Here is a 21,986-nt window from a genome sequence, read left to right on the forward strand (position 1 = left end):
GAGATGAAAACGCTAAAACAACTAAGCCTTCCTGCAATCGTCGCTATGTTCGCGGCGGGCGCTGCCACGGCTCAAGAAGCACCGGGCATTGATGAAAAGATCAATCAGGCGTTTGCTGATTTTACTGGACCATTCGTCAGCTTCATTTTTGCACCATTTCCGGGAACTGGGTTTCCGTGGATCGTAGGGTGGCTGGTGATCGCGGCAACAGTATTCACGCTGTATTTCGCCTTTGTTCAGCTACGCTTCTTTGGCCATGCGATCAGCTTGGTAAAGGGCGACTATTCTGATCCAAACGATGCAGGCGAGGTCAGCCACTTTCAGGCATTGGCAACAGCGCTGTCTGGTACTGTTGGCCTTGGTAACATCGCCGGGGTGGCGGTGGCCGTGGGCATTGGCGGGCCGGGAGCGACCTTCTGGATGATCGTCGCGGGCCTGTTGGGCATGGCGTCGAAGTTCACCGAATGTACGCTTGGCGTGAAATACCGCAATGAATACGAGGATGGCACCGTTTCAGGTGGTCCAATGTATTACATGTCCAAAGGGTTCAACGAGTTGGGTCTGCCGGGCGGAAAGATACTGGCCGTTCTGTTCTCGATCTTCTGTATCCTTGGCGCGCTGGGCGGGGGCAATATGTTCCAGGCCAATCAGGCGCATCAGCAGATCGCAGGCATCTTCGGACAATACCCTGGCTGGATTACGGGTGTTGTCTTTGCAGGTATCGTTTTTGCGGTGATCGTCGGCGGTCTGAAATCCATCGCACGGGTGACTGAGAAAGTCGTTCCTTTCATGGGTATTATGTACGTGCTGGCTGCAATTGTGATCATAGCGATGCACGCAGACCAGATCGGCTGGGCCTTTGGCCAGATCTTTGCAGGCGCTTTCACCGGACTGGGTGTTGCAGGCGGCATGGTCGGTGCACTGATTCAGGGTTTCCGCCGGGCCGCATTCTCGAACGAAGCAGGCGTGGGCTCCGCAGCCATTGCGCACTCGGCCGTTCGGACCAAAGAGCCGATCACCGAGGGTTTCGTGTCTCTGCTTGAACCATTCATCGACACAGTCGTGATCTGTACCATGACTGCGCTGGTGATCATCATCACGCAGCAGTTGATCGTCGATCCGGAAACCGGTCTTTACATGCTGACCGAGGATGGCAGCGGGATCGCCACCGTAGACGGCAATTCCGGCGTCAGCCTGACATCGGCGGCCTTTGGCAGTGCCTTTAGCTGGTTCCCGTATGTCCTCGCGATTGCGGTGGTGTTGTTTGCCTTTTCGACCATGATCAGCTGGTCCTACTATGGCCTCAAAGCCTGGACCTATCTGTTTGGTGAAGGTCACACCAAAGAACTGGTGTTCAAGATTATCTTCTGCATTTTTGTGGTGATCGGTGCCGCAGCCAATCTGGGGCCGGTCATCGATTTCTCGGATGCAGCGATCTTTGCGATGGCGGTTGTGAACGTCTTTGCGCTCTACTTCCTGATGAAAGTGGTGCGCCAGGAGTTGGCTTCCTACGCGTCGCGGCTTAAGAGCGGAGAAATCCGTAAGTTTGCGGACTAAAATGACTTCACCGGGGTGGTCTTGCTGCCCCGGTGACCGACCAGCGCCTGAAAAGCGCAAAAACTGGTCAAAAACCCCTTGCCAGTATGACCGAACTTGCGTAAACGGCGCTTCTGATCGCGTGACCGGCCGAGATGGCATGCCGAGTCGCGTTTGGAACCGAACCCCGAAAGGAGACGGAAATGCCTAAGATGAAGACAAAGTCGAGCGCCAAGAAGCGCTTCAAGGTGACTGCGACCGGTAAGGTCATGGCAGGCCAGGCCGGTAAACGGCACGGCATGATCAAGCGGACCAAGAAGTTCATCCGCGACGCCCGTGGCACCACCACCCTGTCCGCCCCCGACGCCAAGATCGTCAAGGGCTACATGCCCTACGACCGCTAAGAGGAGATTAAGAGATGTCCCGCGTTAAAGGTGGAACCGTAACTCACGCCCGTCACAAGAAGGTCATCAAGGCCGCCAAAGGTTACTATGGCCGCCGCAAGAGCACCTTCAAGGTTGCCCGTCAGGCCGTCGACAAGGCCAACCAGTATGCAACCCGCGACCGTAAGAACCGCAAGCGCAACTTCCGCGCGCTGTGGATCCAGCGTATCAACGCTGCTGTCCGTTCGCATGACGAAGCACTGACATATTCCCGCTTCATCAACGGCCTGAACCTGGCCGGTATCGAAGTGGACCGCAAAGTTCTGGCCGACCTGGCCGTGCACGAACCGGAAGCGTTCGGCGCGATCGTCGCCAAAGCTCAGGCCGCTCTGGCTGCCTGATCCTCTATTCAGAGAGACAGTGAATGAAGGGCCGCTCCGAAAGGAGCGGCTCTTTTCATTTCGATTGGTGCACTGTTCTTGGGGCGAGAAAAGCGAAGCGGGCTAATGCTACTGGGGACCAGAGGTCTGATAGTCCCGGCTCCACCCATCTTCGTACTCCCCCAGCACTCTGGAAAGATTCAGAAGTGAAGCAAAGAAACGGGCATAGACATCCCGTGACAACAAAGGCTTGTTGTCGTCCAGCAACTGTACAAATTTGACGACATCCGAGGCGATTGCTTCATAGACTTGCTTGTCCGCGGGCGTCGGGTCCAGGGTCCAGATATTATGTTCATCATAGTATCTGGCTGGCTGTGGTTCGTCATCGTTCATCAAGTGGTTCCTTCAGTTTGAAACACACTTGGGAGCGAAGAAAACACAGGCAATATCTGTGGCTTGAAGTCACAAGTAATTGGCGGGAGTAACAAAGTTTTTCTGATCAAAGCCGGTCAAAGTTTTAGTTTTTGCCGTCCTTCTTCACCAGTTGCGCCGCAAAAGCCACGCCCGTTCCTGGACCGGCGTAAGTCACCATGATCACATCATCCAGATAGACTCCGTTGAAAATTCCAGACGATACGTCATCTCCTGATATCCCCGCTTCTGCCAGAACAAAGCGGGTAGGGTCGTCCAGACTAAACGTGCCCATCGCCTCTTCGACGATCCACTCGGTATCGCCAATCCGACGCCATCGGTTTGTGGCGGTGATCAGGTTGCCATCCAGCTTGGTGATCTCCAGCTCCATCTCGGTTTTCAGCAGGCCTTTTCCGTGGTTCGGGTTGGATTTGGCGAAGGCGACCAGATAGGTGCCATGCCAGGTACCGACGATCTGGGGAAAGCCGCTGCCTTCGTCGGCGTTGGATGGGGTGGCGACCGCAAGAATGACCAAAGCGGCGAGGCTTCGGATGAAGTTTAGTACCATTGGACAATTCTCCTGCATTGCGATGAGGTGGAGGCAGGGTACCCGAGTTGGTTCTTTTGACAAACCCATGTGAGCAAACACAAAAAAACCGGCGCGGTGGGCGCGCCGGTTTCGAGGTTTCCGCCTGATGGTGTGAGTGGTGGCGGAGGTAATGTACGTGCGTCAGCCGAATACACGCCCCAGAGCGCCATCAACCGCGTCAGTGATCTGGTCGATGTCGTCTGCGGTTGCAATCAGCGCAGGCGAGAAGCACAGCGTGTTGTTGCGGCTGGGGATCGAGCGGTTGGTCGCCCCGATGATGACGCCCTGCGCCATACAGTCCGCCACAACCGCCTGAACGCGTTTCTCATCCATAGGATCTTTGGTGGCCCGGTCGGTAACCAGTTCAGCGCCCAGGAACAGGCCCTTGCCGCGTACGTCGCCGATCACCTTGTGCTTTTCCATCAGCGCTTGCAGGTTGCCCATCATGCGGTCACCCATGTCGGTGCAGTTCTGCAGCAGGTTTTCGTCTTCGATGATGCGCATGTTCTCAATCGCAGCAGCCGGACCGGCGGTACAGCCACCAAAGGTCGAGATGTCGCGGAAGTAGTTCAGCGGATCCGAGGCGTCGTCCTTGAACATGTCAAAGACTTCTTCGGTTGTGACCATCACAGCGATCGCTGCATAGCCTGAGGCAACGCCTTTGGCCATGGTCACGAAATCCGGCTTGATGCCGTACTGCTGATAGCCGAACCAGGTGCCGGTACGACCCACGCCGCAGACAACCTCGTCAATGTGCAGCAGGACGTCGTACTTCTTGCAGATTTCCTGCACGCGTTCCCAATATCCTTCGGGCGCTTCGATAACGCCACCACCCGCGGTCACTGGCTCGAGGCACAGCGCGCCAACGGTTTCGGGACCCTCGCGCAGGATTACCTCTTCGATTGCATCGGCAGATGCCTTGCCGAACGCCTCACCGGACAGGTCTTCCATGCCCAGTTCATGCTTGCGGTACTCCATGCAGTGCGGAACGCGAATGAAGTCAGGGGCAAACGGGCCGTACTGTGCAGTACGCTCGTCCTGACCACCTGCCGACATGGTCGCCAGGGTCGAGCCGTGATAGTCGCGGTCGCGGTACAGGATCTTTGTTTTCTTGCCGCCATAGCGCTTGTGCGCGATCTGGCGAACCATCTTGAACACCTTCTCGTTCGCCTCAGAGCCCGAGTTGGTGTAATAGACCCGGCTCATGCCCGGCATTTTGTCAATGAGCTTTTCAGCAAAGATCGAACCGGGGATCGAACCCGCGGTGTTCGCGAAGTAGCACAGCTTCATCAGTTGGTCGTAGACGGCCTTGCAGATGGATTCGCGGCCATAGCCTACGTTTACAGTCCACACGCCGCCAGAGACCGCATCCAGATGCTCTTTGCCTTTCTGGTCCCAGACACGCATGCCTTTGCCTTCGACAATGATACGGGGATCATTGGTTTCAAAAGGCTTATGCTGTATCAGGTGATGCCAGATATGGGCGCGGTCGGCTTCGACCACACGGGAAAGATCGTTTTCGTTGAACGTGCCGTCCATGACATGTCCTTTCAAGAGTGAGGCAGCGTGCGGGAATCAAGTAGCCCGGTCAGCGCGTATTAACGTGATGCTGCAGATCAGCGCGAATGGCCGATGCGAAGTAGGGCCAGATTCGCTGATAGGTTATCTCCAGTATTTCTACCAGTTCGTATTTTTACGGGTTTGTATTGGTAGATGCTTTGTGCTCAATACGCCAATCCGACGATTTTGGGAGGAATGGCGGATGACGTCCGACAGTATCTATCAGCGCCATCTGGACAAGACCCCGGCGAACTTTACGCCGTTGTCACCGCTTAGCTATCTTGAACGAACGGCCGCCGTTTATCCGGACTACCCATCCGTGGTTTATGGTGCGCGCCGCTATACATGGTCGCAGACCTACGACCGATGCCGCCGTCTAGCGAGCGCGCTGATTTCACGCGGAGTCGGGCAGGGCGATACTGTATCGATCATCGCCGCCAATATTCCCGAGATGTATGAGGCTCATTTTGGTGTACCGATGGCCGGAGCGGTCCTGAACGCGATCAACACGCGGTTGGATGCCCCAATCATCGCCTTTATTCTGAACCACGCTGAGGCAAAGGTTCTTTTTGTTGATCCTGAGTTTTCATCGGTGGTCAAAGAGGCTCTGACACAGGTCGAGCGGCCTGATCTGCTGGTGATCGATATCGAAGATCCCAGTTTTGACGGGGGCGAGCGGCTTGGGGACCTGACCTACGAAGCGTTGTTGGCGGAAGGTGATCCTGAATTCGATTGGTCATTGCCGCAGGATGAGTGGGACGCAATCACGCTCAACTATACGTCCGGAACGACGGGTAATCCCAAGGGTGTGGTTTACCATCATCGCGGTGCAGCACTGAATGCGACGTCGAACATACTGACCTGGGGCATGCCACAGCATTCGGTTTACCTGTGGACGCTGCCAATGTTCCACTGCAATGGCTGGTGTTTTCCATGGACCATGGCAGCGAATGCAGGTGTGTCGGTTTGTCTGAGGGCTGTACGGGACGAGCCGATCTATCAGGCCTTCCGCGAAGAGCGTGTCACTCATTTCTGCGGAGCACCCATTGTTCTGAACATGCTGGCCAATGCGCCTGATCACCTCAAGGACTTTGATCACCAGATCAAGGTAATGACCGCTGGCGCACCACCGCCAGCCGCTGTGATCGAAGCGATGGAAGGCATGGGAGTTGAAGTGACCCATGTCTATGGTCTGACCGAAACCTATGGGCCGTCGGTCGTTTGCGCATGGAAAGACGAATGGAACTATAAGGGTGCCGAGGATCGCGCAGCTTTGAAGGTTCGCCAGGGCGTAAAGTACGTCGCTTTGTCTGGTCTGATGGTTGCCGACCCAGACACGATGGAACCTGTTCCCGCGGATGGCGAGACTATGGGTGAGATATTCATGCAGGGCAACATCGTGATGAAAGGATACCTCAAGAACCCTGATGCCACTGACAAGGCGTTCAACGGTGGCTGGTTTGCTTCGGGCGATCTGGGTGTGATGCATCCCGATGGCTATATCGCACTGAAGGACCGGTCGAAGGACATCATCATTTCAGGGGGCGAGAATATCTCGTCCGTCGAAGTTGAAGGTATCCTGTACAAGCACCCATCAGTGATGGAGGCCGCGGTCGTCGCACGCCCGGACGACAAATGGGGTGAAACGCCCTGCGCCTTTGTCGAACTGAAGCCAGGGGCCGAAGTGACGGATGCCGAGTTGATCGCATTTTGCCGGGACAACATGGCCCACTTCAAGGCACCCAAAACTGTGGTGTTCGGGGCGCTGCCCAAGACCTCGACAGGCAAGATACAGAAGTTTGTACTACGTGATCAGGCGCGCGCGCTGACCTAGGCGTCGAGCCTGTCAAAGATCGAAAGGTCAAGATCCAGCATCTCGCCCATCCAGATGGCTCGATCCCGGTGATCCTCAAGATGTTCACCGGTTTCTGGATGGGTGAATACAGTTAGTCCCTTTCGGTTCAGCATGAGCCAGGGAATGACTTTGTCGAATGCATCTGCGGCGAAACCCAGCTGGCAACTCCAGCGTGGATGTGGACCGACATTGCGTGCATGCATTCTGCCCAACTGAACGGGAAACAGGCGCGCGGCCTCTTCGCAAACCTGCTGCGCTGTGTCTTGCGTTTCAGCGTCGAAATAGACATGCGCGTGATAACCTGTGATCTCTGGCATCGTGACCTCTTTTGTCTGTTTCGACGAAATTAGGGTCAGCCAGAGATGAATTGTACCCGTGTTTGCACACAGATTCTGTGCGTCGAATTATGAAGGCGCGTTCGCGTTGGGATGCGCAGCGGCAAATGCAGGGTGTTCGGTACAGGCCGCTTCAACGCCAAGAATGCGCGGCATGTCTGACAGGTCCACCTCCCAGCGTCGGGCGTTGTAGATCTGCGGCATCAGGCAGATGTCCGCCAATCCGGGGTTCGAACCTGCGCAATAAGGGGCTTGGTCAAACTCACCCAGCATGGCCTCAAACGCCTGAAGACCGGGTCGGATGAAGTTACGCATCCAATCACCCGGCATACCCTCGGCACCACCACTGAGTGCGGTCGCGTATTTGGCAACTGACAGATTGCAAACCGGATGAACATCCACGGCAATAGCATGTGCTAGCGCCTGAACTCCTGCTCTTGGACCGGGTTCTGCCGGGAGAAGTTGTAATCCGCGCGTCTGATCCAGATAGTCAAGTATTGCCAGCGACTGCGTCAGGCGCAGACCATCAATCTCAAGCACCGGGACGAAGCCCTGAGGGTTGCGCGTGAGATGAGCCGCCCCCCTTTGTTCGCCTTTGACGAGGTCCACGACAACCGAGCGATAAGCGATGCCTGCCAGATTCAGCGCGATACGCACACGGTAGCTGGCCGATGACCGCCAATAATCATAGAGGACGACATCGCTCATCCCAATCTCCTTATTCGTCCGCCAGCGTGGCAGCTCTGATTGCCTGAGTCAGAACAGACCGGTCGCCGATGTGATTGGCCAAAACCAGTACAAGGCGCGCGTTCAGGGCGTCGCTGTCGGCTTTTTCCAGCCCCTCATGCGCGGCCAGAAGATCGGCGTAGAAATCATCAGCGTCATCGATGTTCGGGGTGAGGATCAGGTCACTCATTGCGCTTACTCCTTACCGCTGGCCCGGCGGATGGCATGCCGGAATGCGTTGTCTTCATAATTATCGCGCCGCGCTGCGACATGTTGATCCGGACGGATCAGGTAGACAGCACTGGTCGCATCACCAAGGTAACGGCGTTTGAGTTCCAGTGTTGGATCGTCTTTGACCGACAAGGCCAGTCGGGAAACTTCGATACCGTCTTCTTCGATCACATCCGGGGCGTCAGCGTCGATTGTGAGCAGAGTGAATTTACCAGCCAGCTTCGGCAGCAGGAATTCATTCCCCAGTGGCGCATCGGGGCAAGGTGAGCCGGGTCGGGTGCGCGCAGGCCCATCCAGTGCATCTGCTGAGTTTAGCGGCGATCCGTCATAGGTGCAGGGAACGCTCAGACGACCCGAATTCACCAGCGGGCGGGCAAATTCGTGATGCTCACTCAGATCCAGCACGGCATCCCGCAGGATGCGCGACATCTGGGATTTCGGCGTAATGAAATCGGTGGACCGGGTTGAATTGAGGATGTTTTCATCCGCGCCATGAACGCGCTCGACATCGTAGCTGTCGAGGAGCGTTTCAGGCGCTTTGCCATCAATCACCAGCTTCAGCTTCCAGCACAGGTTGTCAGTATCCTGCATTCCGGAATTGGCCCCGCGGGCACCAAACGGGCTGACCTGATGCGCGCTGTCGCCCGCAAAGATCACCCTGTTGTGGCGGAACCGCTCCATTCGACGACACTGGAAGGTGTAGATCGACACCCACTCCAGTTCAAATTGGACATCTTCGCCCAACATCGCCTTGAGGCGCGGGATCACGTTTTCGGGCCGCTTTTCCCGCTCTTTATCGATATCCCATCCCAGTTGCAGGTCGATGCGCCACACACCATCGGGCTGTTTGTGTAGCAGCGCAGATTGTCCCTTGTTGAAGGGCGGATCGAACCAGAACCAGCGCTCGGTCGGAAAGTCGGCATCCATGATCACATCGGCGATCAGGAAATTGTCCTCGAATACGCGCCCGACAAAGTCGAGACCCAGCATCCGACGCGTGGGCGATCCTGCACCGTCGCAGGCAATCAGCCAGTCTGCCTCGACAGTGTAGGAACCTTCAGGGGTCTCGACCTCCAGCTTGACGTGATCGTCATGGGTTCCGATCGCCTCGACCTTGTTGCGGCCACGAATCTCGATGGGCGCGCCTTGTTCCTGCAGTTCGCGGACACGGTCCACCATGAACTGTTCAAAATAGTATTGCTGAAGGTTGATAAAGGCGGGATTGGCATGCCCTTCCTCGGGCAACAGGTTGAATTCATAGACCTGTCGCTCGTCGAAAAAGACCTTGCCAACGTTCCATTGGACCCCCTTATCGACCATCGGGCGGCCGCCCCCTAACCGATCAGCGATTTCGAGCGTGCGCTTGGCAAAGCAAATGGCACGGCTGCCAAAGCTGACCTTATCATTGTCATCCAGAACCACGACCTCGATACCTTGCTGGGCCAGATCGATTGCGGCGGCCAGGCCGATCGGTCCTGCTCCAATCACGATAACCTTGTGACGAACCGGAGCCGGAACGTCCTGATCCGGGCTGCGTGTGTAGGCGTAGAGTGGAACTTCAAAAATCTTGTTCATGGGCTCTCCCCCCAATGCTCGTGCGCTTACGGCACACAAATCTGGTGCTCCGGCAAAGGATTGCCGGAGGTCATGACGAATGGTCTCATCGATTCTTGTCGGGCGACACGATCTGGATCAAAGCCGCCCGCATTTCCTTACCCCTGCAGAGCTTCCCACATCTCCAGATCGCGCTGGGCGGTCCAGATACGGGGCGTGTCGATGCCACGAGCCTCGTCGTATGCTCGGGCTACGTTGAATGGCAGGCAGTGTTCGTAAATCGCATATTCAGCAAATTTCGGGTCACATTCGACCCGCACCGCATCCCATGCTTCTTTCAGAGAACCGCCACGTGCCGCTACTTTCGCCGCCGGGCGATAGGTGCTTTCGACAAAATCGCGTGTGTTTTCGATGGCTGCATTGACCATGTCCTTGCCAACCAGCGCATCGCCCCGGCCCGGCGCGATGGCATCGACGTCGAACCATTTGATCTCGTCCAGCGTGTCACCCCAGTCACTGAAGTGACCGTCACCGCAATAGCAGGCCGAGTGATACTCAACGATGTCACCGGTGAACATGACGTTCTGATCGGGCACGTGGATGACAATGTCTCCAGCGGTGTGGGCGCGGCCCAAATGCATCAGATCGACCCGGCGGTTGCCCAGATAGACGGTCATCGTGTCGCTGAACGTGGTGGTGGGCCATGTCAGACCCGGGATGCTTTCATGCCCCTCGAACAGGCGCGGGAAACGCTGGAATTCGCTGTCCCAGTCTTCCTTGCCGCGTTCTACGACCATGGCGCGGGCCATGTCCGACATCAGGATCTGCTGCGCACCAAAAGCACTGGCACCCAGTACACGGACCGCGTGGTAGTGGGTCAGCGCGACATGGGTGATCGGTTTGTCGGTGACAGAGCGCACGCATTCGATAACCTTGTTCGCCAGACGCGGGGTCGCCTGCGCCTCAACAATCATCACACTGTCATCGCCGATGATAACGCCCGAGTTCGGATCGCCCTCGGCGGTGAAGGCATACAGGCCTTCACCGACTTCGGTGAATGAGATTTTCTTTTCCGACATGTCCCCCTGGGACGCGAAAGCTTTTGCCATGATGGTTTCCTTATCGTGCGTAGGGGTTTTCAAGGGCAGGTAGGACGGTTCCGACACAGTCACCAAAGCCGATGGTGTAGCCATCCCCTTTGGCAGCACCTTTCAGGGTCAGTGTGTCACCATCTTCAATGAAATTACGGGTCTCACCGGTGTCCAGCGTCAGCGGTTCCTTTCCGCCCCAGCTAAGCTCCAGCAATGAGCCGCGTTCAGGCTTGGTTGCGCCCGAGATCGTTCCTGAGCCCAGCAAATCGCCAACGTTCATCGGGCAGCCTGATGTCGAGTGATGTGCCAGCTGCTGAGCGGCAGAGTAGTACATCTCTTTGTAGTTGGTTTCTGCGATGGTGGTTTCCGCTTTACCCTCAGGCGCCATCGTGACTTGAAGGTCGATGTCGTAAAGCATCGGGCCGCAGTCTTTCAGATGGTCCAGCAGTTCGAACTCGCGCTCGGGCGTGTCGCAGCGGAACGGCTCCAGCGCGGCTTTGGTCACTATCCATGGGCTGATCGATGTTGCAGTGGCCTTGGCCTGGAACGGGCCCAGCGGTTGATACTCCCACGCTTGAATGTCCCGGGCAGACCAGTCGTTGAGCAGGACATAGCCAAAGATGTGATCGTCCGCTTCCTGTACCGAAATTGGGCCTTCGGATGGGGTGCCGACAATCGCACCCATTTCCAGTTCGATGTCGAACCGGCGGCAGGGCAGGAATGCAGGTTTGTCGTGATCGGGGGACTTTAACTGCCCCCACGGGCGGCGCACATCTGTGCCTGAAACGACGACCGACGAGGCGCGACCGTTGTAACCGATCGGGATGTGCAGCCAGTTCGGAGGCAGCGCATTTTCCGGACCACGGAACATCGTTCCAACGTTGAAGGCATGGTTCCGACCGGCATAGAAATCCGTGTATTCGCTGACAGCGAACGGCATATGCATTTCGACATCTGCTTGGGCGACCAGCAGGGGCTCTACCTTATCTTGTTCTTCTGCCCCAACCGCGAGCAGGGCAATCAGACGCTCACGCAGTGCGGCCCACACCGCGGGACCTTCTTCCATCAACGGGTTCCAGAAGGGCAGGTCGAAGAGCGGTTCATCAGTCAGTTCGATCAGACCTTCATCTTCGGCTGCGGTCACGTCCAGGATCATATCACCGATGGCGACACCGCAGTGCGGATCCGATCCGTCTGTCGAGAAAACACCGTATGGCAGATTGTTCAACGGAAACGGGTGATTTGCGTTATTAGCCGAAGTCACCCAGGATTTCATCAAAGACATATGTTGTCCTTCTATTTTCGCGGGAACCAGCCCGCGGTAACGTGTTTAGGAGGCTGAACGAAGAGATTTGAACCCCAGCAACAGAGCGGCGACAATCATGAAGCTGCCACCAATTCGATCCAGCCACAGTCTGGCGGGCCCAGTTAGCCGATTGGCTAACCAGCTTGCACTGCCGCCGTAGGCCACCAGAAACAAGCCGTCGATTGTTAAGTAGGTTGCAGAAAGAACCGCAAACTGCATCCAGAACGGTTGCTGCGCATCTATGAACAGCGGAAACAAAGCTGCGAAGAATACAACCGCTTTTGGGTTTGCCGCTGAGGTGATGAAGCCTTGCAGCCAAAGAGCTTTGCGACTGCTCAGGTGGGCCACTTGTGAGGCCTTGTTCTCAGCTTTCAAAATCATGCGTAGGCCCAGGAACACGAGATACGCTACGCCCAGCCACTTAATCACTGCCAGCGCCGTGCCAGATGCGGCGATGAGAGCGGCAAGGCCGAGGCCCGCCGCCAGCATCTGCAGTAAATTCGCAGTCAAATCGCCCGCTGCCGTGAACAATCCGCGTCCCAATCCATTTGCGGCTGAATTTGACAACATCAGCAACTGGCTGGGGCCCGGAGTGCTCATCAACAGCAATACCGTAGCAACGTAGGTGATCCAGGTATCGAGGGTCATTTTGGGGCGCTACTTCCTTCCAGGGGTCCCATCGAACTTTTTGTCGATATCGGTCCAGCAATCGATGTAATCATCCTGCAATGGCGCTTCGTTCGCCGCAAACGCGGTCAGATGCTGCGGGAAGCGTGTTTCGAACATGAACGACATGGTGTTGTCGAGCTTATCCGGACCCAGATTGGAATTGGAGGCTTTTTCAAAGGCTTCCTTATCCGGTCCATGCGGGATCATCATGTTGTGCAGGCTCATGCCACCCGGGACAAAGCCCTGCGGCTTGGCGTCGTACTGCCCGTAAATGTTGCCCATCAGTTCCGACATAATGTTCTTGTGATACCAGGGTGGGCGGAATGTATCTTCCATCACCATCCAGCGTTCACGGAACAGAACAAAGTCGATATTGGCGGTGCCAGGTTGACCCGAAGGTGCGGTCAGGACGGTAAAGATAGACGGATCCGGGTGATCAAACAGGATCGCACCGACCGGGCAATAGGTGCGCAGGTCATACTTATAGGGCGCGTAATTACCGTGCCACGCAACCACGTCCAGAGGGCTGTGCCCGATTTTCGTCGTATGGAACTGACCACACCACTTGATCGTAACCGTAGAAGGCACCTCACGGTCCTCAAATGCGGCGACCGGCGCCTTGAAATCGCGCGGATTGGCCATGCAGTTGGCACCAATCGGCCCACGACCGGGCAGTTCGAATTTTTGACCGTAGTTCTCGCAAACAAAGCCGCGGGCCGGTCCTTCCAACACCTCGACACGGTACAGCAGTCCGCGCGGGATGATGGCGATCTCTTTGGGCTCCAGATCTATGATGCCCAGTTCGGTAGCAAAGCGCAGGCGACCTTCCTGTGGCACGACCAACAGCTCAGAGTCGGCTGAGAAGAAATAATCATCCACCATCGATTCCGTTACCAGATAGATGTGGGTCGCCATGCCGACCTGAGTGTTCACATCGCCGGCGGTTGTCATCGTGCGCATGCCCGTCAGCCAGTTCAGGCCTTCGTCAGAATGCGGGATCGCATCCCAGCGATACTGGCCTAGGCTAATAACATCCGGATCAACGCAAGGTGCCGACTTCCAGTATGGAAGATCAATTTTTTCGTAGCGATGTGAATGTTTTACCGATGGGCGGATGCGATAGCACCAGGTCCGCTCCGGCGGATTTGCGGTAAAGGCTGTGCCACTCAATTGTTCGCCATACAGGCCATAATTGCACTTCTGAGGGCTGTTCATGCCTTGGGGTAAAGCGTCGGGCAGAGCTTCGGTTTCAAAATCGTTGCCAAAGCCGGGCATGTATCCGGCGTGCGTTCCAACAGGAGTGCTGGCTTGGGTCATCTGATGCGGGTCGGTCGGACGATTCATCGTGTGTTCCTCCGTTTACTGCTTGTCGGATAATAGTTGATTTTGTAACTAACAAGCATGACACATCACGAAAATGACGAAAAAGATGAGTTTGATCTGCGGAATTTCCTGCCATTCCTGCTGAATCAGGCCGCTGAAGAGAGTGCGTTGGAGTTTCAGCGCGTTTATAAGAATCGCTACGGACTACTGCGCACCGAATGGCGCGTCCTGTTCCATCTGGGCAATTATGGTGAGCTGACAGCCAAGGACATTGGCCTTCAGGCGAAAACACATAAAACCAAGATCAGCCGGGCCGTCCACAAACTAGAGCAACGCCGTTATCTCAAGCGTGAGCGGGATGAGAGGGACCGCAGAGTCGAGCGCTTGACGCTAACACCCGCCGGGCAAACCGTGTATCGTGAATTGCGTAGTTTCGCTGAGGAATATGACGCCAGACTGACTGCAAAGTTCACCAATGGCGAGGCTGCACTGCTGAGAATGATGTTACGTCGTCTCGCAGGCATGGAGTGACCACTGGTAATCGCGAGGTGATGTTCCCAGATAAGCACTGGGACAGACACAGGAAAAAGAAATGACAACGACGGAGACCCCTGCCGCGAATGCGAATGATCTGATTGAATGGCTGGTCACGCGCGGGTTGGAAGGGGCCGAGCAAGAAGAGCTTTTAGACGGATATTGTAATCGGCTGGTCGAAATGGGCATCCCTCTGATGAGGTTTCATGCGGCACAATCGACACTGCATCCCGTCTATGGCGGAACTGGCTATAGCTGGTACCAGGATCGCGGTGGTGAGTATGCGACTTTCGAATATACGGAAGAGCCGAGCGAAGTATGGCGCAACAGCCCTCTATTCGCAATTTTGAACGAGGATCTGGATGATCTGCGCGAACGGCTTGTGGATCAGAACGAGCCCAGCCGGTATCCATTGTTGAACGAGCTGCGCGAGATCGGCGCGACTGACTACTATGCAACCGGAGTTTCTTATGGAGCTTCCGGACACATTCCTGCGAACGGCACTCAGAAAACCGGCGATGGGGTTCTGATGTCCTGGACCAGCAACGCCCCTGATGGATTTCAGGAACGCGACATTTCCCTAATACACGAGGCTTTGCCGCATCTGGGGCTGGCTCTGAAGTCTGCGAAAAATGATAAGTTGGCTCGCGATCTGCTGCGCGTTTATCTGGGACGCGACGCCGGTAAGCGCGTCCTTTCGGGTGAAATACGGCGCGGTTCGCTTCAGCAGATAGATGCGGTTATCTGGAACTTTGATCTTGAAGGGTTCACCAGCCTCTCCGAGGAGATGCCGGGAAACGAGATCATCAAGATGCTGAATGATTACCTCGACGTTGCGGTGTCTGTTGTGCACGAATGCGATGGCAGCATTCTCAAGTTCATGGGTGATGGTCTGATGGCCATGTTTGACGTGGGTGAGATTGATGCTGACGCCCGCGCAGCCCTGCGCGCGGTTGCTGTATTGCAGCAGCGTATGGCTGATCTGAACAAGAGACGCGAAGCAGAAGGGTTGCCGACTGCGAACTTCACACTGGCTTTGCATGCAGGTGAGATTCTGTATGGGAATATCGGATCTGAGAACCGATTGGACTTTACAGTCATCGGTCCCACAGTGAATCAAGCCGCTCGCATCGCGGAAATGCACCGGTCGCTTGGGCAGCGCATTCTGATTTCTGACGATGTAGCGCGTGCAGCGCAGCCCTGTGCGCAAAACCTGATCTCAGTCGGCCGCTATATGTTGCGCGGCGTACCTGAGCCCAAAGAGCTGTTTACGATATATCGGCCTGCGGCTTAGAAATCGACTTCCACGCCCGGCAGGTTCAGTTCGCGCATCATGTCGCGTAGTTCCTGCCGCGCAGCGATGTTTGAGATGTTTAGCTGTTTGACCCCGATATCCTTGAGGTCCAGCAGAGTAAGCCCGCGGGGGAACAACTCACGGAAAATCACACGTTCCGAAAAGCCCGAGGCGACACGGAAGCCAATCCTCTGCGAGAGCATCTCAATAGCGCGCTGCATCTTTTCCTTGTTGACCATACGCTGCGTACCGACACGGTTGCGTACCACCACCCAATCAATCGGTTTTAGGCCGGCCTGTGCCCGCAACTGGCGCGCGTTCCAGACCATCTCGGAATAGACCGAAGGGCCAAGAATCTTTTCACCCTTTGAATCGATCCGGGCCAAAAGGTCGAAATCGATGAAGCTGTCGTTCAGCGGTGTAATTAGCGTATCGGCGAGAGAATGTGCTACCTGGCTGAGGCGAGTGTGAGAGCCTGGACAGTCTATCAGGATGAAGTCACTGTCGCTTTCAAGCTCGGCAACAGCTGCAGACAGACGGTGATCATAGATGTTCTCGCCCGGTTTCAGCGTGCTGGCGTCAATCTCGGGAAGATCGTGATGCCGAGGACTGGGCAGGGGGGCCTCTGCGCCATTCAGGAAATTGACGCGGTTCTCGAAATACCGTCCAAGGCTGCGTTGCCGCAGGTCTAGATCCAGTGTGCTGACCTTATGGCCTAACCGGGCAAGTGCCGTTGCCACATGCATCGATACGGTCGATTTGCCTGCGCCACCTTTTTCGTTCCCGACGACAATGATATGTGCCATGCTTGTATTCCCAAGTCTCGCCGTGTTTGTCTACACGTTGTTGTTGGCCACTATATGTTGTGGCGGCGCCGAAGGGAAGAACCCCAGACGGTTCTGTGGCGCAATATCAGTCTCTAATTTGGAAAATCTCGCAATGATCGTGGCTTGCACCCCACGCTTGCCAAAGGCCTTGGCCTGATTCACTGTCAGGATTGGGGTTTCGGCGGGGAGGGCCGGGGTTGGATCACCTGTTTCTGAACGTGTTGAACGTGGTTCTTCCGGTGCTGATTTGCGCAGGAGTCGGTTATAGCCTGGCCCTGCTTAAGGCACCATTTGACAACAAGGTTGTGGGTGGCATCGTATCCAGGGTCGGGTATCCAACGCTTATCATCTCGCATCTGTCCGCGACCAAGCTCGAAATCAGTACCTTCCTCGATATGATGGCGGCGGCAGCACTGGCTATTGCAGCCTTTGGGGTACTGGGGTTTGCGACCCTCAAGATACTGCGGCTACCGGTTCGCGCCTTTCTGACGCCGTTGATGCACGGTAATGTGGGGAATATCGGTCTGCCCATTACGTTACTGGCGCTGGGCGATACCGGGATGGCCTATACTATGGCCTTTGTTGTGGTGGTGTTAATCAGCATTTTCACTGTTGGAATGTGGATACCGGCTGGAGAGTTTTCGCCCAAAAAGCTCGTCACCTCCCCGATTATCTATTCCGTGATCATCGCGCTGGGCCTTATGTCCACGGGGTACAGTCTGCCGCAGCCGGTGCTGAAGTCCTTTGATATACTGGGTGGCTTGTCGATCCCCCTGATGCTTCTGACACTGGGTCACACATTGGCCACGTTGCGGATCAAAGGTCTTCGTGTAGCGATGCTGCTGACCGCTTTGCATCTGGTTATGGCGGTCGCGATCGCCAGTGCGTTGGTCTGGATTTTCGGGTTTACGGGTGCCGAGCGGGGTGCGCTGATCCTGTGCTGTTTGATGCCATCCTCGGTGGCAACCTATCTGTTCATTGACCAGCATGTACCGGAATACGGGCCGGACGTGGCCGGGTTCATTTTGGTATCGACCATAGCAACCATTGTGACTCTGCCATTGGCGTTATCCTACTGGATCTGAGGGCTTTGCGAGACCTGAGGAAGTGCTGCTCCAGTCGACCTGTCAATCCGCCAAACGTTAGGTAGGAAGCTGTTTTGTATAAACAAAATATTAATGTGTATTTTCCCTAAGCTTGACCGCAAGTCTGACGTGTGACTAGAATTCAGGATCGTATCCAGGTTGCGTGGAGACGAATGTAGTGAGTTTTGAACGTGAAGTTTATGCCGCATCACGCCGTTTTGCGCGGTCCGATGACCGTCGTGCGTGGTGGGAGTTGATAGTTAGTCTCACACTTTATGCCGGTGCGATGGTAGCCGGGTTGTCGAGTATTGGAAATTGGTGGCTTATGGTGCCAGCTGTGGTTGTCGCAGCCGCTATGGGACTGCGGATCTACATGATCCAGCACGATTGCCTGCACAGGTCCTTCTTTACCTCTCGAAATCTGAACGATCGGGTGGGTACACTGTTGTCGCCAATCGCGATGACGCCTTATCGCGCCACGCGCTATATTCACGGGCAGCACCACACGTATGTGAGTGACCTCGAAAGGCGCGATACATTCGAGATATTCACTATGACACTGACAGAGTGGCAATCCGCCCCTGCCTGGAAACGACTTCAGTATCGCATCTATCGAAGTCCGGTCCTGCTGATCCTGATCGGTCCGTTTGTGCTGTATGGCGTCTTGCGACGCATGCCCCTCTACGGGTTCAAAACCGGAGTAGGTGATCTGATCCTGCACAACCTGTTGCTTGGTGGCTACTTGGTGCTCATCTGGTGGCTCTCAGGATGGGGCGGCATAGCGTTCTGGGCCGCGTCCTTCTATTTGGCAAGCGTCTTCGGTGCATTGATCCCCTATGTTGTCCACAATTTTGAGGAAATCTACTGGGGTAGACGCCCTGAGTTGACGTTCAAAACAGCGGCTCTTGAGGGCAGCGCGGTTCTGGACTGGGGCAGGCTGTTTGATTGGGTAACTATGAATATTGGTTATCATGACCTGCATCACCTGAACGCCAAGATTCCAGGCTACAAGCTCGGCACTGCTCACGCTGAGCTTGAGGCTGAGGGGCTGCTGCATTCCCGGAAAATCGGTTTCTGGCAAGGCCTCGGCTGTCTGCGATGGAAACTCTACGACGAAGAGAACGGGCGCATGGTTCCCTTTCCTCTGTACCAGCGCCGAGGCCGTGTCACTGCTGCAGAATGAGGGGGCGTCTGCTCTTGGCGATGACCTTTCTGTTCGCGGCGTGCGGCGACAGCGGACCCGTTTATCCAATTCAGAGCGAGCTCTATGATTGGGTGAAATCTCCGGAGGCGATACATCCGGAATCCAATCAATCGCCCGTCATCTCTGATCCGGTTATTACATTTCGCCTGACGCGAGGCGAGAGGCAGTCGGCTCTAAGAACTGGCAAGGATTGGCGGACTGGTCAGATCAGACTCTTCGGTTTTGACGTGCGGGTTGTGGGCAATGTGTTGCCTTCGGAGGTCGTCGACATATCGCAACTTTATCGGGTCGGGAATCCTTCAACCAAGATCACTTCGGTGCAGCTTGATGCGAAACGAGGCGTAACCGTGTTTGGGCGCACGTGTATTGCCGCGAAAGACCTAGGCGTATGGCACAGGGTCGAGATGCGAATCCGGCTGCGCAACGATGACTTTGGGTATCTGGAGGTTTTCTGTGACCGAAAGCCAGTTTGGGCCAGAACAAACATCCGAACCACTTTCCCTCCGGTATGTCGCATCCGCGAAGGATGTAATTTGGCAGTGCCCGAGCCGCAGAGGTATGAGTGGCTGGTCGGTGTCATGGCAGATCGCGGCCTGTCCAAACCTTTCACCCTGCAGATGCAGAGGTTACATCACAGGTTGTTGATTTATACGCCAAATCGTGCTGGGAATTTGTGATACCTAGCCCACGGAGTTGATCACCACCGCATGACGTTGGTTTTCACAAAAAAAGGCCATCCTTTCGGGACGGCCTTTTCCGAGAACAATCAGGTAGGGGTTTAGAAGCCCAGACCTTCGTATTTCTTCTTGAACTTCGACACGCGGCCGCCGGCGTCCATCAGGCGCGACGAACCACCGGTCCACGCAGGGTGCGAGGAGGGGTCGATTTCCAGAGCCAGCTGATCGCCTTCGGCGCCCCAGGTGGATTTCATCTGTACTACGGAGCCATCGGTCATTTTGACGTTGATGAAGTGATAATCGGGATGGATGTCTTTTTTCATCTTTCCGCTCCTTACGCCTCGGCGCCAGCCTTGGGCTTGTAGTTGGTGACTTCTGCGATACGCGCGGACTTACCACGGCGAGAGCGCAGATAGTACAGTTTGGCGCGACGAACGCGGCCACGGCGGACAACGGTGATGCTGTCGATGTTGGTCGAATGCAGCGGGAACACACGCTCCACGCCTTCGCCAAACGAAATCTTGCGAACGGTGAACGAACCGGCAATGCCGTCGCCGTTCTTGCGCGCGATGCAGACGCCTTCGTAGTTCTGCACACGGGTGCGCGAGCCTTCGGTCACTTTAAAGCCGACACGGATGGTGTCACCGGCTTTGAAATCGGGGATGTCTTTCCCCAGGGCGGCAATCTGTTCCGCCTCAAGCTGTGCGATCAGGTCCATCGCAGTTACTCCTATCTGCTCGTGGTTGGTCCACGAAGTTAAGCACGGCCTGAGAGCTCTTGGTCTTCACCGGGTCCTGCGCACAGCCCGCCAGAGATCAGATCGAATGTTCCTTATGTCTGGTTCGTCTTGCCGCGCCGTGGCCGAAGAAAGCCGGGCGTCACGACATGATGCAAACCAAAACACCGGAGTCGCATGTCGCGACACCGGATTGCGCTGCTTTAAGAGCTTTGGGGTCAATGATCAAGCCCTTTGATGCATGTTTTCCCAAGATAGCTGACTCTTTTGACGGTGGGTTTTCGCCGCCCGCACAAATGCACCGTTGCCTTGATGCGTGGATTTGGCATTCTGTGGTCAATAATACGAGCAGAAATTTGAGACAGGAACAGTGATGCGCATTGCAATCTTGCTGGCACTCATGGGTGCTGTGCTTATGTCATGCGGCCGGCGTGGCCCGCAGCCTCAGGCCATAGAGCCTACACCGACTGCCGATGCCAGAGCGCCCGCTGTAATCTATCCCAAATTCGGTGATGCTGATCCTCATGAGTGGGAGGGCCGCCATCCCGGACACTACCCCATCCATGGCCTTGATGTTTCACGCTGGCAGGGTCCGATCGACTGGCATACGGCAAAAGCGTCGGGTGTCAGTTTCGCGTTTTTGAAAGCGACTGAAGGTGGTGATTTTGCGGATCCTTTGTTTGAGGATCATCGCAAGGGAGCGCAGGCGGCGAATGTACCCTGGGGCGCATATCACTATTATTATTTCTGCCGCCCGGCTGCAGAGCAGGCCCGTTGGTTTATTGAAAACGTACCCAAGGGCGCGGACCTGCCGCATGTGCTTGATATGGAATGGACCCCACATTCCAAAACCTGTACTTTGCGCCCTGATGGCAAGACCATCCGCTCCGAGGCGCAGAAATTCCTGAACATTCTGGAACGGCACTACGGCCGCAGACCCATTGTTTACACCACCGTGGATTTCTACGAAGACACCGATATCGGGCGCTTGCCAAAAACCGACTTCTGGCTCCGATCGGTCGCCGGGCATCCGCGACAGGTTTACCCGAATGCGATCTGGCGTTTCTGGCAGTATACCGGGACCGGGCTTGTGCCCGGCGTGCAGGGCAAGGTGGATATCAACACCTTCAACGGCACGCCGGAGATATGGGCCCTTTGGAAGGCCGGCAACTACTACTGAGGCAGTTAAGTACCGTAGGTCTCGATGGTGCCACCACCAATCAGGTGGCCCAGTCGGCGTTCGCGCTCGTCGCCAAAGGAATTATTCAGCCAGAATACTTCACCCTCATTTAGTTCGCGACGTTTGAAACCACGCTCGGCTAGGCACCGATGTACCTGATCGATTTCTCCCTGCGCTCGCAGACTATCCTCAGCCGGGATCGTCACAAGCGGGCCTATCACAACGCCAGCTATGAGAATGCTGGTCATGTAGCCACCGACGACGGCAGCATTTCCACCTTCCGGCGACTCACCAATACACGACTCCATAGCAGAGCGCGCTGAGTGCAGGTTATGGCCATCCTGTGTAGGGATATAACGCTCAAGTGGTTTTGTGGTGCAGGCCGAAGCGGCCAGCAGCGACAGAATTAGTAACTTTTTCATTAAGCAGCCCGAATCGATTTATTCTGCAATTGCTTTTTTCAGCATCTTTATGCGTGAGTATATTGAGACTAAAACAAC

25 protein-coding genes are annotated in these 21,986 nt (G+C 55.7%); 10 read left to right on the forward strand and 15 right to left on the reverse strand.

The window, feature by feature from the left end; translation table 11 throughout:
- Nucleotides 1-3: 3 nt before the first annotated feature.
- The 3 genes from ACR0CW_RS19775 to rplT all read left to right on the forward strand — a co-directional run bounded on the left by ACR0CW_RS19775 (nucleotide 4) and on the right by rplT (nucleotide 2,320).
- The gene (locus ACR0CW_RS19775) at nucleotides 4-1,557 is read left to right on the forward strand and encodes an alanine/glycine:cation symporter family protein (protein ID WP_480742127.1); all 1,554 of its coding nucleotides are present in this window, start codon (nucleotides 4-6) and stop codon (nucleotides 1,555-1,557) included.
- A 182-nt stretch (nucleotides 1,558-1,739) separates the two neighbouring features.
- Nucleotides 1,740-1,940 carry a 50S ribosomal protein L35 gene (rpmI, locus tag ACR0CW_RS19780; RefSeq protein ID WP_005981143.1) on the forward strand — a complete coding sequence of 67 codons (201 nt, stop codon included), beginning with the start codon at nucleotides 1,740-1,742 and terminating at the stop codon, nucleotides 1,938-1,940.
- 14 nt (nucleotides 1,941-1,954) lie between these two features.
- Nucleotides 1,955-2,320, forward strand: coding sequence for a 50S ribosomal protein L20 (gene rplT, locus ACR0CW_RS19785; RefSeq protein WP_008756009.1), 366 nt, complete (start codon nucleotides 1,955-1,957; stop codon nucleotides 2,318-2,320).
- A gap of 108 nt (nucleotides 2,321-2,428) precedes the next feature.
- Here rplT and ACR0CW_RS19790 read toward each other — a convergent pair whose 3' ends face one another.
- The 3 genes from ACR0CW_RS19790 to ACR0CW_RS19800 all read right to left on the reverse strand — a co-directional run bounded on the left by ACR0CW_RS19790 (nucleotide 2,429) and on the right by ACR0CW_RS19800 (nucleotide 4,838).
- Nucleotides 2,429-2,692 carry a hypothetical protein gene (locus tag ACR0CW_RS19790; RefSeq protein WP_155149122.1) on the reverse strand — a complete coding sequence of 88 codons (264 nt, stop codon included), beginning with the start codon at nucleotides 2,690-2,692 and terminating at the stop codon, nucleotides 2,429-2,431.
- A gap of 124 nt (nucleotides 2,693-2,816) precedes the next feature.
- The gene (locus tag ACR0CW_RS19795) at nucleotides 2,817-3,278 is read right to left on the reverse strand and encodes a hypothetical protein (RefSeq protein ID WP_480789099.1); all 462 of its coding nucleotides are present in this window, start codon (nucleotides 3,276-3,278) and stop codon (nucleotides 2,817-2,819) included.
- A 162-nt stretch (nucleotides 3,279-3,440) separates the two neighbouring features.
- Nucleotides 3,441-4,838 carry an aminotransferase family protein gene (locus tag ACR0CW_RS19800; RefSeq protein ID WP_155149125.1) on the reverse strand — a complete coding sequence of 466 codons (1,398 nt, stop codon included), beginning with the start codon at nucleotides 4,836-4,838 and terminating at the stop codon, nucleotides 3,441-3,443.
- A gap of 223 nt (nucleotides 4,839-5,061) precedes the next feature.
- On the opposite strand from ACR0CW_RS19800, the gene ACR0CW_RS19805 reads away from it, so the two are divergent.
- Nucleotides 5,062-6,693, forward strand: a complete 1,632-nt coding sequence (locus ACR0CW_RS19805; protein WP_480789100.1) for an acyl-CoA synthetase — start codon at nucleotides 5,062-5,064, stop codon at nucleotides 6,691-6,693.
- Here the strand turns inward: ACR0CW_RS19805 and ACR0CW_RS19810 are convergent.
- From ACR0CW_RS19810 to hmgA, 8 genes are all read right to left on the reverse strand, one after another.
- Nucleotides 6,690-7,031 carry a DOPA 4,5-dioxygenase family protein gene (locus tag ACR0CW_RS19810; protein WP_170333983.1) on the reverse strand — a complete coding sequence of 114 codons (342 nt, stop codon included), beginning with the start codon at nucleotides 7,029-7,031 and terminating at the stop codon, nucleotides 6,690-6,692. The two genes, ACR0CW_RS19805 and ACR0CW_RS19810, sit on opposite strands and share 4 nt — an antisense overlap.
- Nucleotides 7,032-7,118: 87 nt before the next feature.
- The gene (maiA, locus tag ACR0CW_RS19815; protein ID WP_480789101.1) at nucleotides 7,119-7,757 is read right to left on the reverse strand and encodes a maleylacetoacetate isomerase; all 639 of its coding nucleotides are present in this window, start codon (nucleotides 7,755-7,757) and stop codon (nucleotides 7,119-7,121) included.
- A 10-nt stretch (nucleotides 7,758-7,767) separates the two neighbouring features.
- On the reverse strand, nucleotides 7,768-7,965 hold the full coding sequence (locus ACR0CW_RS19820) for a DUF2783 domain-containing protein (protein WP_170333979.1): 198 nt from the start codon (nucleotides 7,963-7,965) through the stop codon (nucleotides 7,768-7,770).
- Between the two features lie 5 nt (nucleotides 7,966-7,970).
- The gene (locus ACR0CW_RS19825; RefSeq protein ID WP_480789102.1) at nucleotides 7,971-9,581 is read right to left on the reverse strand and encodes an FAD-dependent oxidoreductase; all 1,611 of its coding nucleotides are present in this window, start codon (nucleotides 9,579-9,581) and stop codon (nucleotides 7,971-7,973) included.
- Nucleotides 9,582-9,718: 137 nt separating this feature from the next.
- Complete coding sequence (locus ACR0CW_RS19830; RefSeq protein ID WP_480789103.1) at nucleotides 9,719-10,669, reverse strand: MBL fold metallo-hydrolase; 951 nt, start codon at nucleotides 10,667-10,669, stop codon at nucleotides 9,719-9,721.
- A gap of 10 nt (nucleotides 10,670-10,679) precedes the next feature.
- Entirely contained in the window at nucleotides 10,680-11,936 is a 1,257-nt protein-coding gene (fahA, locus tag ACR0CW_RS19835) for a fumarylacetoacetase (protein WP_480789104.1), read from the reverse strand.
- A 45-nt stretch (nucleotides 11,937-11,981) separates the two neighbouring features.
- Nucleotides 11,982-12,605 (reverse strand): LysE family translocator, encoded by a 624-nt coding sequence (locus ACR0CW_RS19840; protein WP_480789105.1) that lies wholly within the window; start codon nucleotides 12,603-12,605, stop codon nucleotides 11,982-11,984.
- Between the two features lie 9 nt (nucleotides 12,606-12,614).
- Nucleotides 12,615-13,970 (reverse strand): homogentisate 1,2-dioxygenase, encoded by a 1,356-nt coding sequence (gene hmgA / locus ACR0CW_RS19845; protein WP_480789106.1) that lies wholly within the window; start codon nucleotides 13,968-13,970, stop codon nucleotides 12,615-12,617.
- 57 nt (nucleotides 13,971-14,027) lie between these two features.
- Here hmgA and ACR0CW_RS19850 point away from each other — a divergent pair, with 57 nt between their 5' ends.
- A complete protein-coding gene (locus ACR0CW_RS19850) occupies nucleotides 14,028-14,480 on the forward strand; it encodes a MarR family winged helix-turn-helix transcriptional regulator (protein WP_480742108.1) in 453 nt (150 codons plus the stop codon).
- A 61-nt stretch (nucleotides 14,481-14,541) separates the two neighbouring features.
- On the forward strand, nucleotides 14,542-15,777 hold the full coding sequence (locus ACR0CW_RS19855; protein WP_155149146.1) for an adenylate/guanylate cyclase domain-containing protein: 1,236 nt from the start codon (nucleotides 14,542-14,544) through the stop codon (nucleotides 15,775-15,777).
- On the opposite strand, the gene ACR0CW_RS19860 is transcribed toward ACR0CW_RS19855, so the two are convergent.
- Complete coding sequence (locus tag ACR0CW_RS19860) at nucleotides 15,774-16,583, reverse strand: division plane positioning ATPase MipZ (RefSeq protein ID WP_155149148.1); 810 nt, start codon at nucleotides 16,581-16,583, stop codon at nucleotides 15,774-15,776. The two genes, ACR0CW_RS19855 and ACR0CW_RS19860, sit on opposite strands and share 4 nt — an antisense overlap.
- Nucleotides 16,584-16,801: 218 nt before the next feature.
- On the opposite strand from ACR0CW_RS19860, the gene ACR0CW_RS19865 reads away from it, so the two are divergent.
- The 3 genes from ACR0CW_RS19865 to ACR0CW_RS19875 all read left to right on the forward strand — a co-directional run bounded on the left by ACR0CW_RS19865 (nucleotide 16,802) and on the right by ACR0CW_RS19875 (nucleotide 19,570).
- Nucleotides 16,802-17,689 (forward strand): AEC family transporter, encoded by an 888-nt coding sequence (locus tag ACR0CW_RS19865; RefSeq protein ID WP_480789107.1) that lies wholly within the window; start codon nucleotides 16,802-16,804, stop codon nucleotides 17,687-17,689.
- Nucleotides 17,690-17,867: 178 nt separating this feature from the next.
- Nucleotides 17,868-18,872 (forward strand): fatty acid desaturase, encoded by a 1,005-nt coding sequence (locus ACR0CW_RS19870; RefSeq protein ID WP_480742105.1) that lies wholly within the window; start codon nucleotides 17,868-17,870, stop codon nucleotides 18,870-18,872.
- The gene (locus ACR0CW_RS19875; RefSeq protein WP_480789108.1) at nucleotides 18,869-19,570 is read left to right on the forward strand and encodes a hypothetical protein; all 702 of its coding nucleotides are present in this window, start codon (nucleotides 18,869-18,871) and stop codon (nucleotides 19,568-19,570) included. The genes ACR0CW_RS19870 and ACR0CW_RS19875 overlap by 4 nt, the downstream gene beginning before the upstream one ends.
- A gap of 101 nt (nucleotides 19,571-19,671) precedes the next feature.
- Here the strand turns inward: ACR0CW_RS19875 and rpmE are convergent, their stop codons facing one another.
- Entirely contained in the window at nucleotides 19,672-19,893 is a 222-nt protein-coding gene (gene rpmE, locus ACR0CW_RS19880) for a 50S ribosomal protein L31 (RefSeq protein ID WP_155149154.1), read from the reverse strand.
- An 11-nt stretch (nucleotides 19,894-19,904) separates the two neighbouring features.
- Nucleotides 19,905-20,288: a 50S ribosomal protein L19 gene (gene rplS, locus ACR0CW_RS19885; protein ID WP_155149156.1), complete on the reverse strand. Its 384-nt coding sequence runs from the start codon at nucleotides 20,286-20,288 to the stop codon at nucleotides 19,905-19,907.
- Nucleotides 20,289-20,679: 391 nt separating this feature from the next.
- On the opposite strand from rplS, the gene ACR0CW_RS19890 reads away from it, so the two are divergent.
- Complete coding sequence (locus ACR0CW_RS19890) at nucleotides 20,680-21,486, forward strand: glycoside hydrolase family 25 protein (RefSeq protein WP_480789109.1); 807 nt, start codon at nucleotides 20,680-20,682, stop codon at nucleotides 21,484-21,486.
- A gap of 5 nt (nucleotides 21,487-21,491) precedes the next feature.
- Here the strand turns inward: ACR0CW_RS19890 and ACR0CW_RS19895 are convergent, their stop codons facing one another.
- A complete protein-coding gene (locus ACR0CW_RS19895) occupies nucleotides 21,492-21,908 on the reverse strand; it encodes a hypothetical protein (RefSeq protein WP_480742102.1) in 417 nt (138 codons plus the stop codon).
- Between the last annotated feature and the right edge of the window lie 78 nt (nucleotides 21,909-21,986).

This window comes from Ruegeria sp. CH6, from assembly GCF_056537005.1.

Coding starts and splice junctions, on each gene's coding strand:
- ACR0CW_RS19775 (WP_480742127.1), top strand. CDS start 4: ATGAAAACGCTAAAACAACTAAGCCTTCCTGCAATCGTCGCTATGTTC.
- rpmI (WP_005981143.1), top strand. CDS start 1,740: ATGCCTAAGATGAAGACAAAGTCGAGCGCCAAGAAGCGCTTCAAGGTG.
- rplT (WP_008756009.1), top strand. CDS start 1,955: ATGTCCCGCGTTAAAGGTGGAACCGTAACTCACGCCCGTCACAAGAAG.
- ACR0CW_RS19790 (WP_155149122.1), bottom strand. CDS start 2,692: ATGAACGATGACGAACCACAGCCAGCCAGATACTATGATGAACATAAT.
- ACR0CW_RS19795 (WP_480789099.1), bottom strand. CDS start 3,278: ATGGTACTAAACTTCATCCGAAGCCTCGCCGCTTTGGTCATTCTTGCG.
- ACR0CW_RS19800 (WP_155149125.1), bottom strand. CDS start 4,838: ATGGACGGCACGTTCAACGAAAACGATCTTTCCCGTGTGGTCGAAGCC.
- ACR0CW_RS19805 (WP_480789100.1), top strand. CDS start 5,062: ATGACGTCCGACAGTATCTATCAGCGCCATCTGGACAAGACCCCGGCG.
- ACR0CW_RS19810 (WP_170333983.1), bottom strand. CDS start 7,031: ATGCCAGAGATCACAGGTTATCACGCGCATGTCTATTTCGACGCTGAA.
- maiA (WP_480789101.1), bottom strand. CDS start 7,757: ATGAGCGATGTCGTCCTCTATGATTATTGGCGGTCATCGGCCAGCTAC.
- ACR0CW_RS19820 (WP_170333979.1), bottom strand. CDS start 7,965: ATGAGTGACCTGATCCTCACCCCGAACATCGATGACGCTGATGATTTC.
- ACR0CW_RS19825 (WP_480789102.1), bottom strand. CDS start 9,581: ATGAACAAGATTTTTGAAGTTCCACTCTACGCCTACACACGCAGCCCG.
- ACR0CW_RS19830 (WP_480789103.1), bottom strand. CDS start 10,669: ATGGCAAAAGCTTTCGCGTCCCAGGGGGACATGTCGGAAAAGAAAATC.
- fahA (WP_480789104.1), bottom strand. CDS start 11,936: ATGTCTTTGATGAAATCCTGGGTGACTTCGGCTAATAACGCAAATCAC.
- ACR0CW_RS19840 (WP_480789105.1), bottom strand. CDS start 12,605: ATGACCCTCGATACCTGGATCACCTACGTTGCTACGGTATTGCTGTTG.
- hmgA (WP_480789106.1), bottom strand. CDS start 13,970: ATGAATCGTCCGACCGACCCGCATCAGATGACCCAAGCCAGCACTCCT.
- ACR0CW_RS19850 (WP_480742108.1), top strand. CDS start 14,028: ATGACACATCACGAAAATGACGAAAAAGATGAGTTTGATCTGCGGAAT.
- ACR0CW_RS19855 (WP_155149146.1), top strand. CDS start 14,542: ATGACAACGACGGAGACCCCTGCCGCGAATGCGAATGATCTGATTGAA.
- ACR0CW_RS19860 (WP_155149148.1), bottom strand. CDS start 16,583: ATGGCACATATCATTGTCGTCGGGAACGAAAAAGGTGGCGCAGGCAAA.
- ACR0CW_RS19875 (WP_480789108.1), top strand. CDS start 18,869: ATGAGGGGGCGTCTGCTCTTGGCGATGACCTTTCTGTTCGCGGCGTGC.
- rpmE (WP_155149154.1), bottom strand. CDS start 19,893: ATGAAAAAAGACATCCATCCCGATTATCACTTCATCAACGTCAAAATG.
- rplS (WP_155149156.1), bottom strand. CDS start 20,288: ATGGACCTGATCGCACAGCTTGAGGCGGAACAGATTGCCGCCCTGGGG.
- ACR0CW_RS19890 (WP_480789109.1), top strand. CDS start 20,680: ATGCGCATTGCAATCTTGCTGGCACTCATGGGTGCTGTGCTTATGTCA.
- ACR0CW_RS19895 (WP_480742102.1), bottom strand. CDS start 21,908: ATGAAAAAGTTACTAATTCTGTCGCTGCTGGCCGCTTCGGCCTGCACC.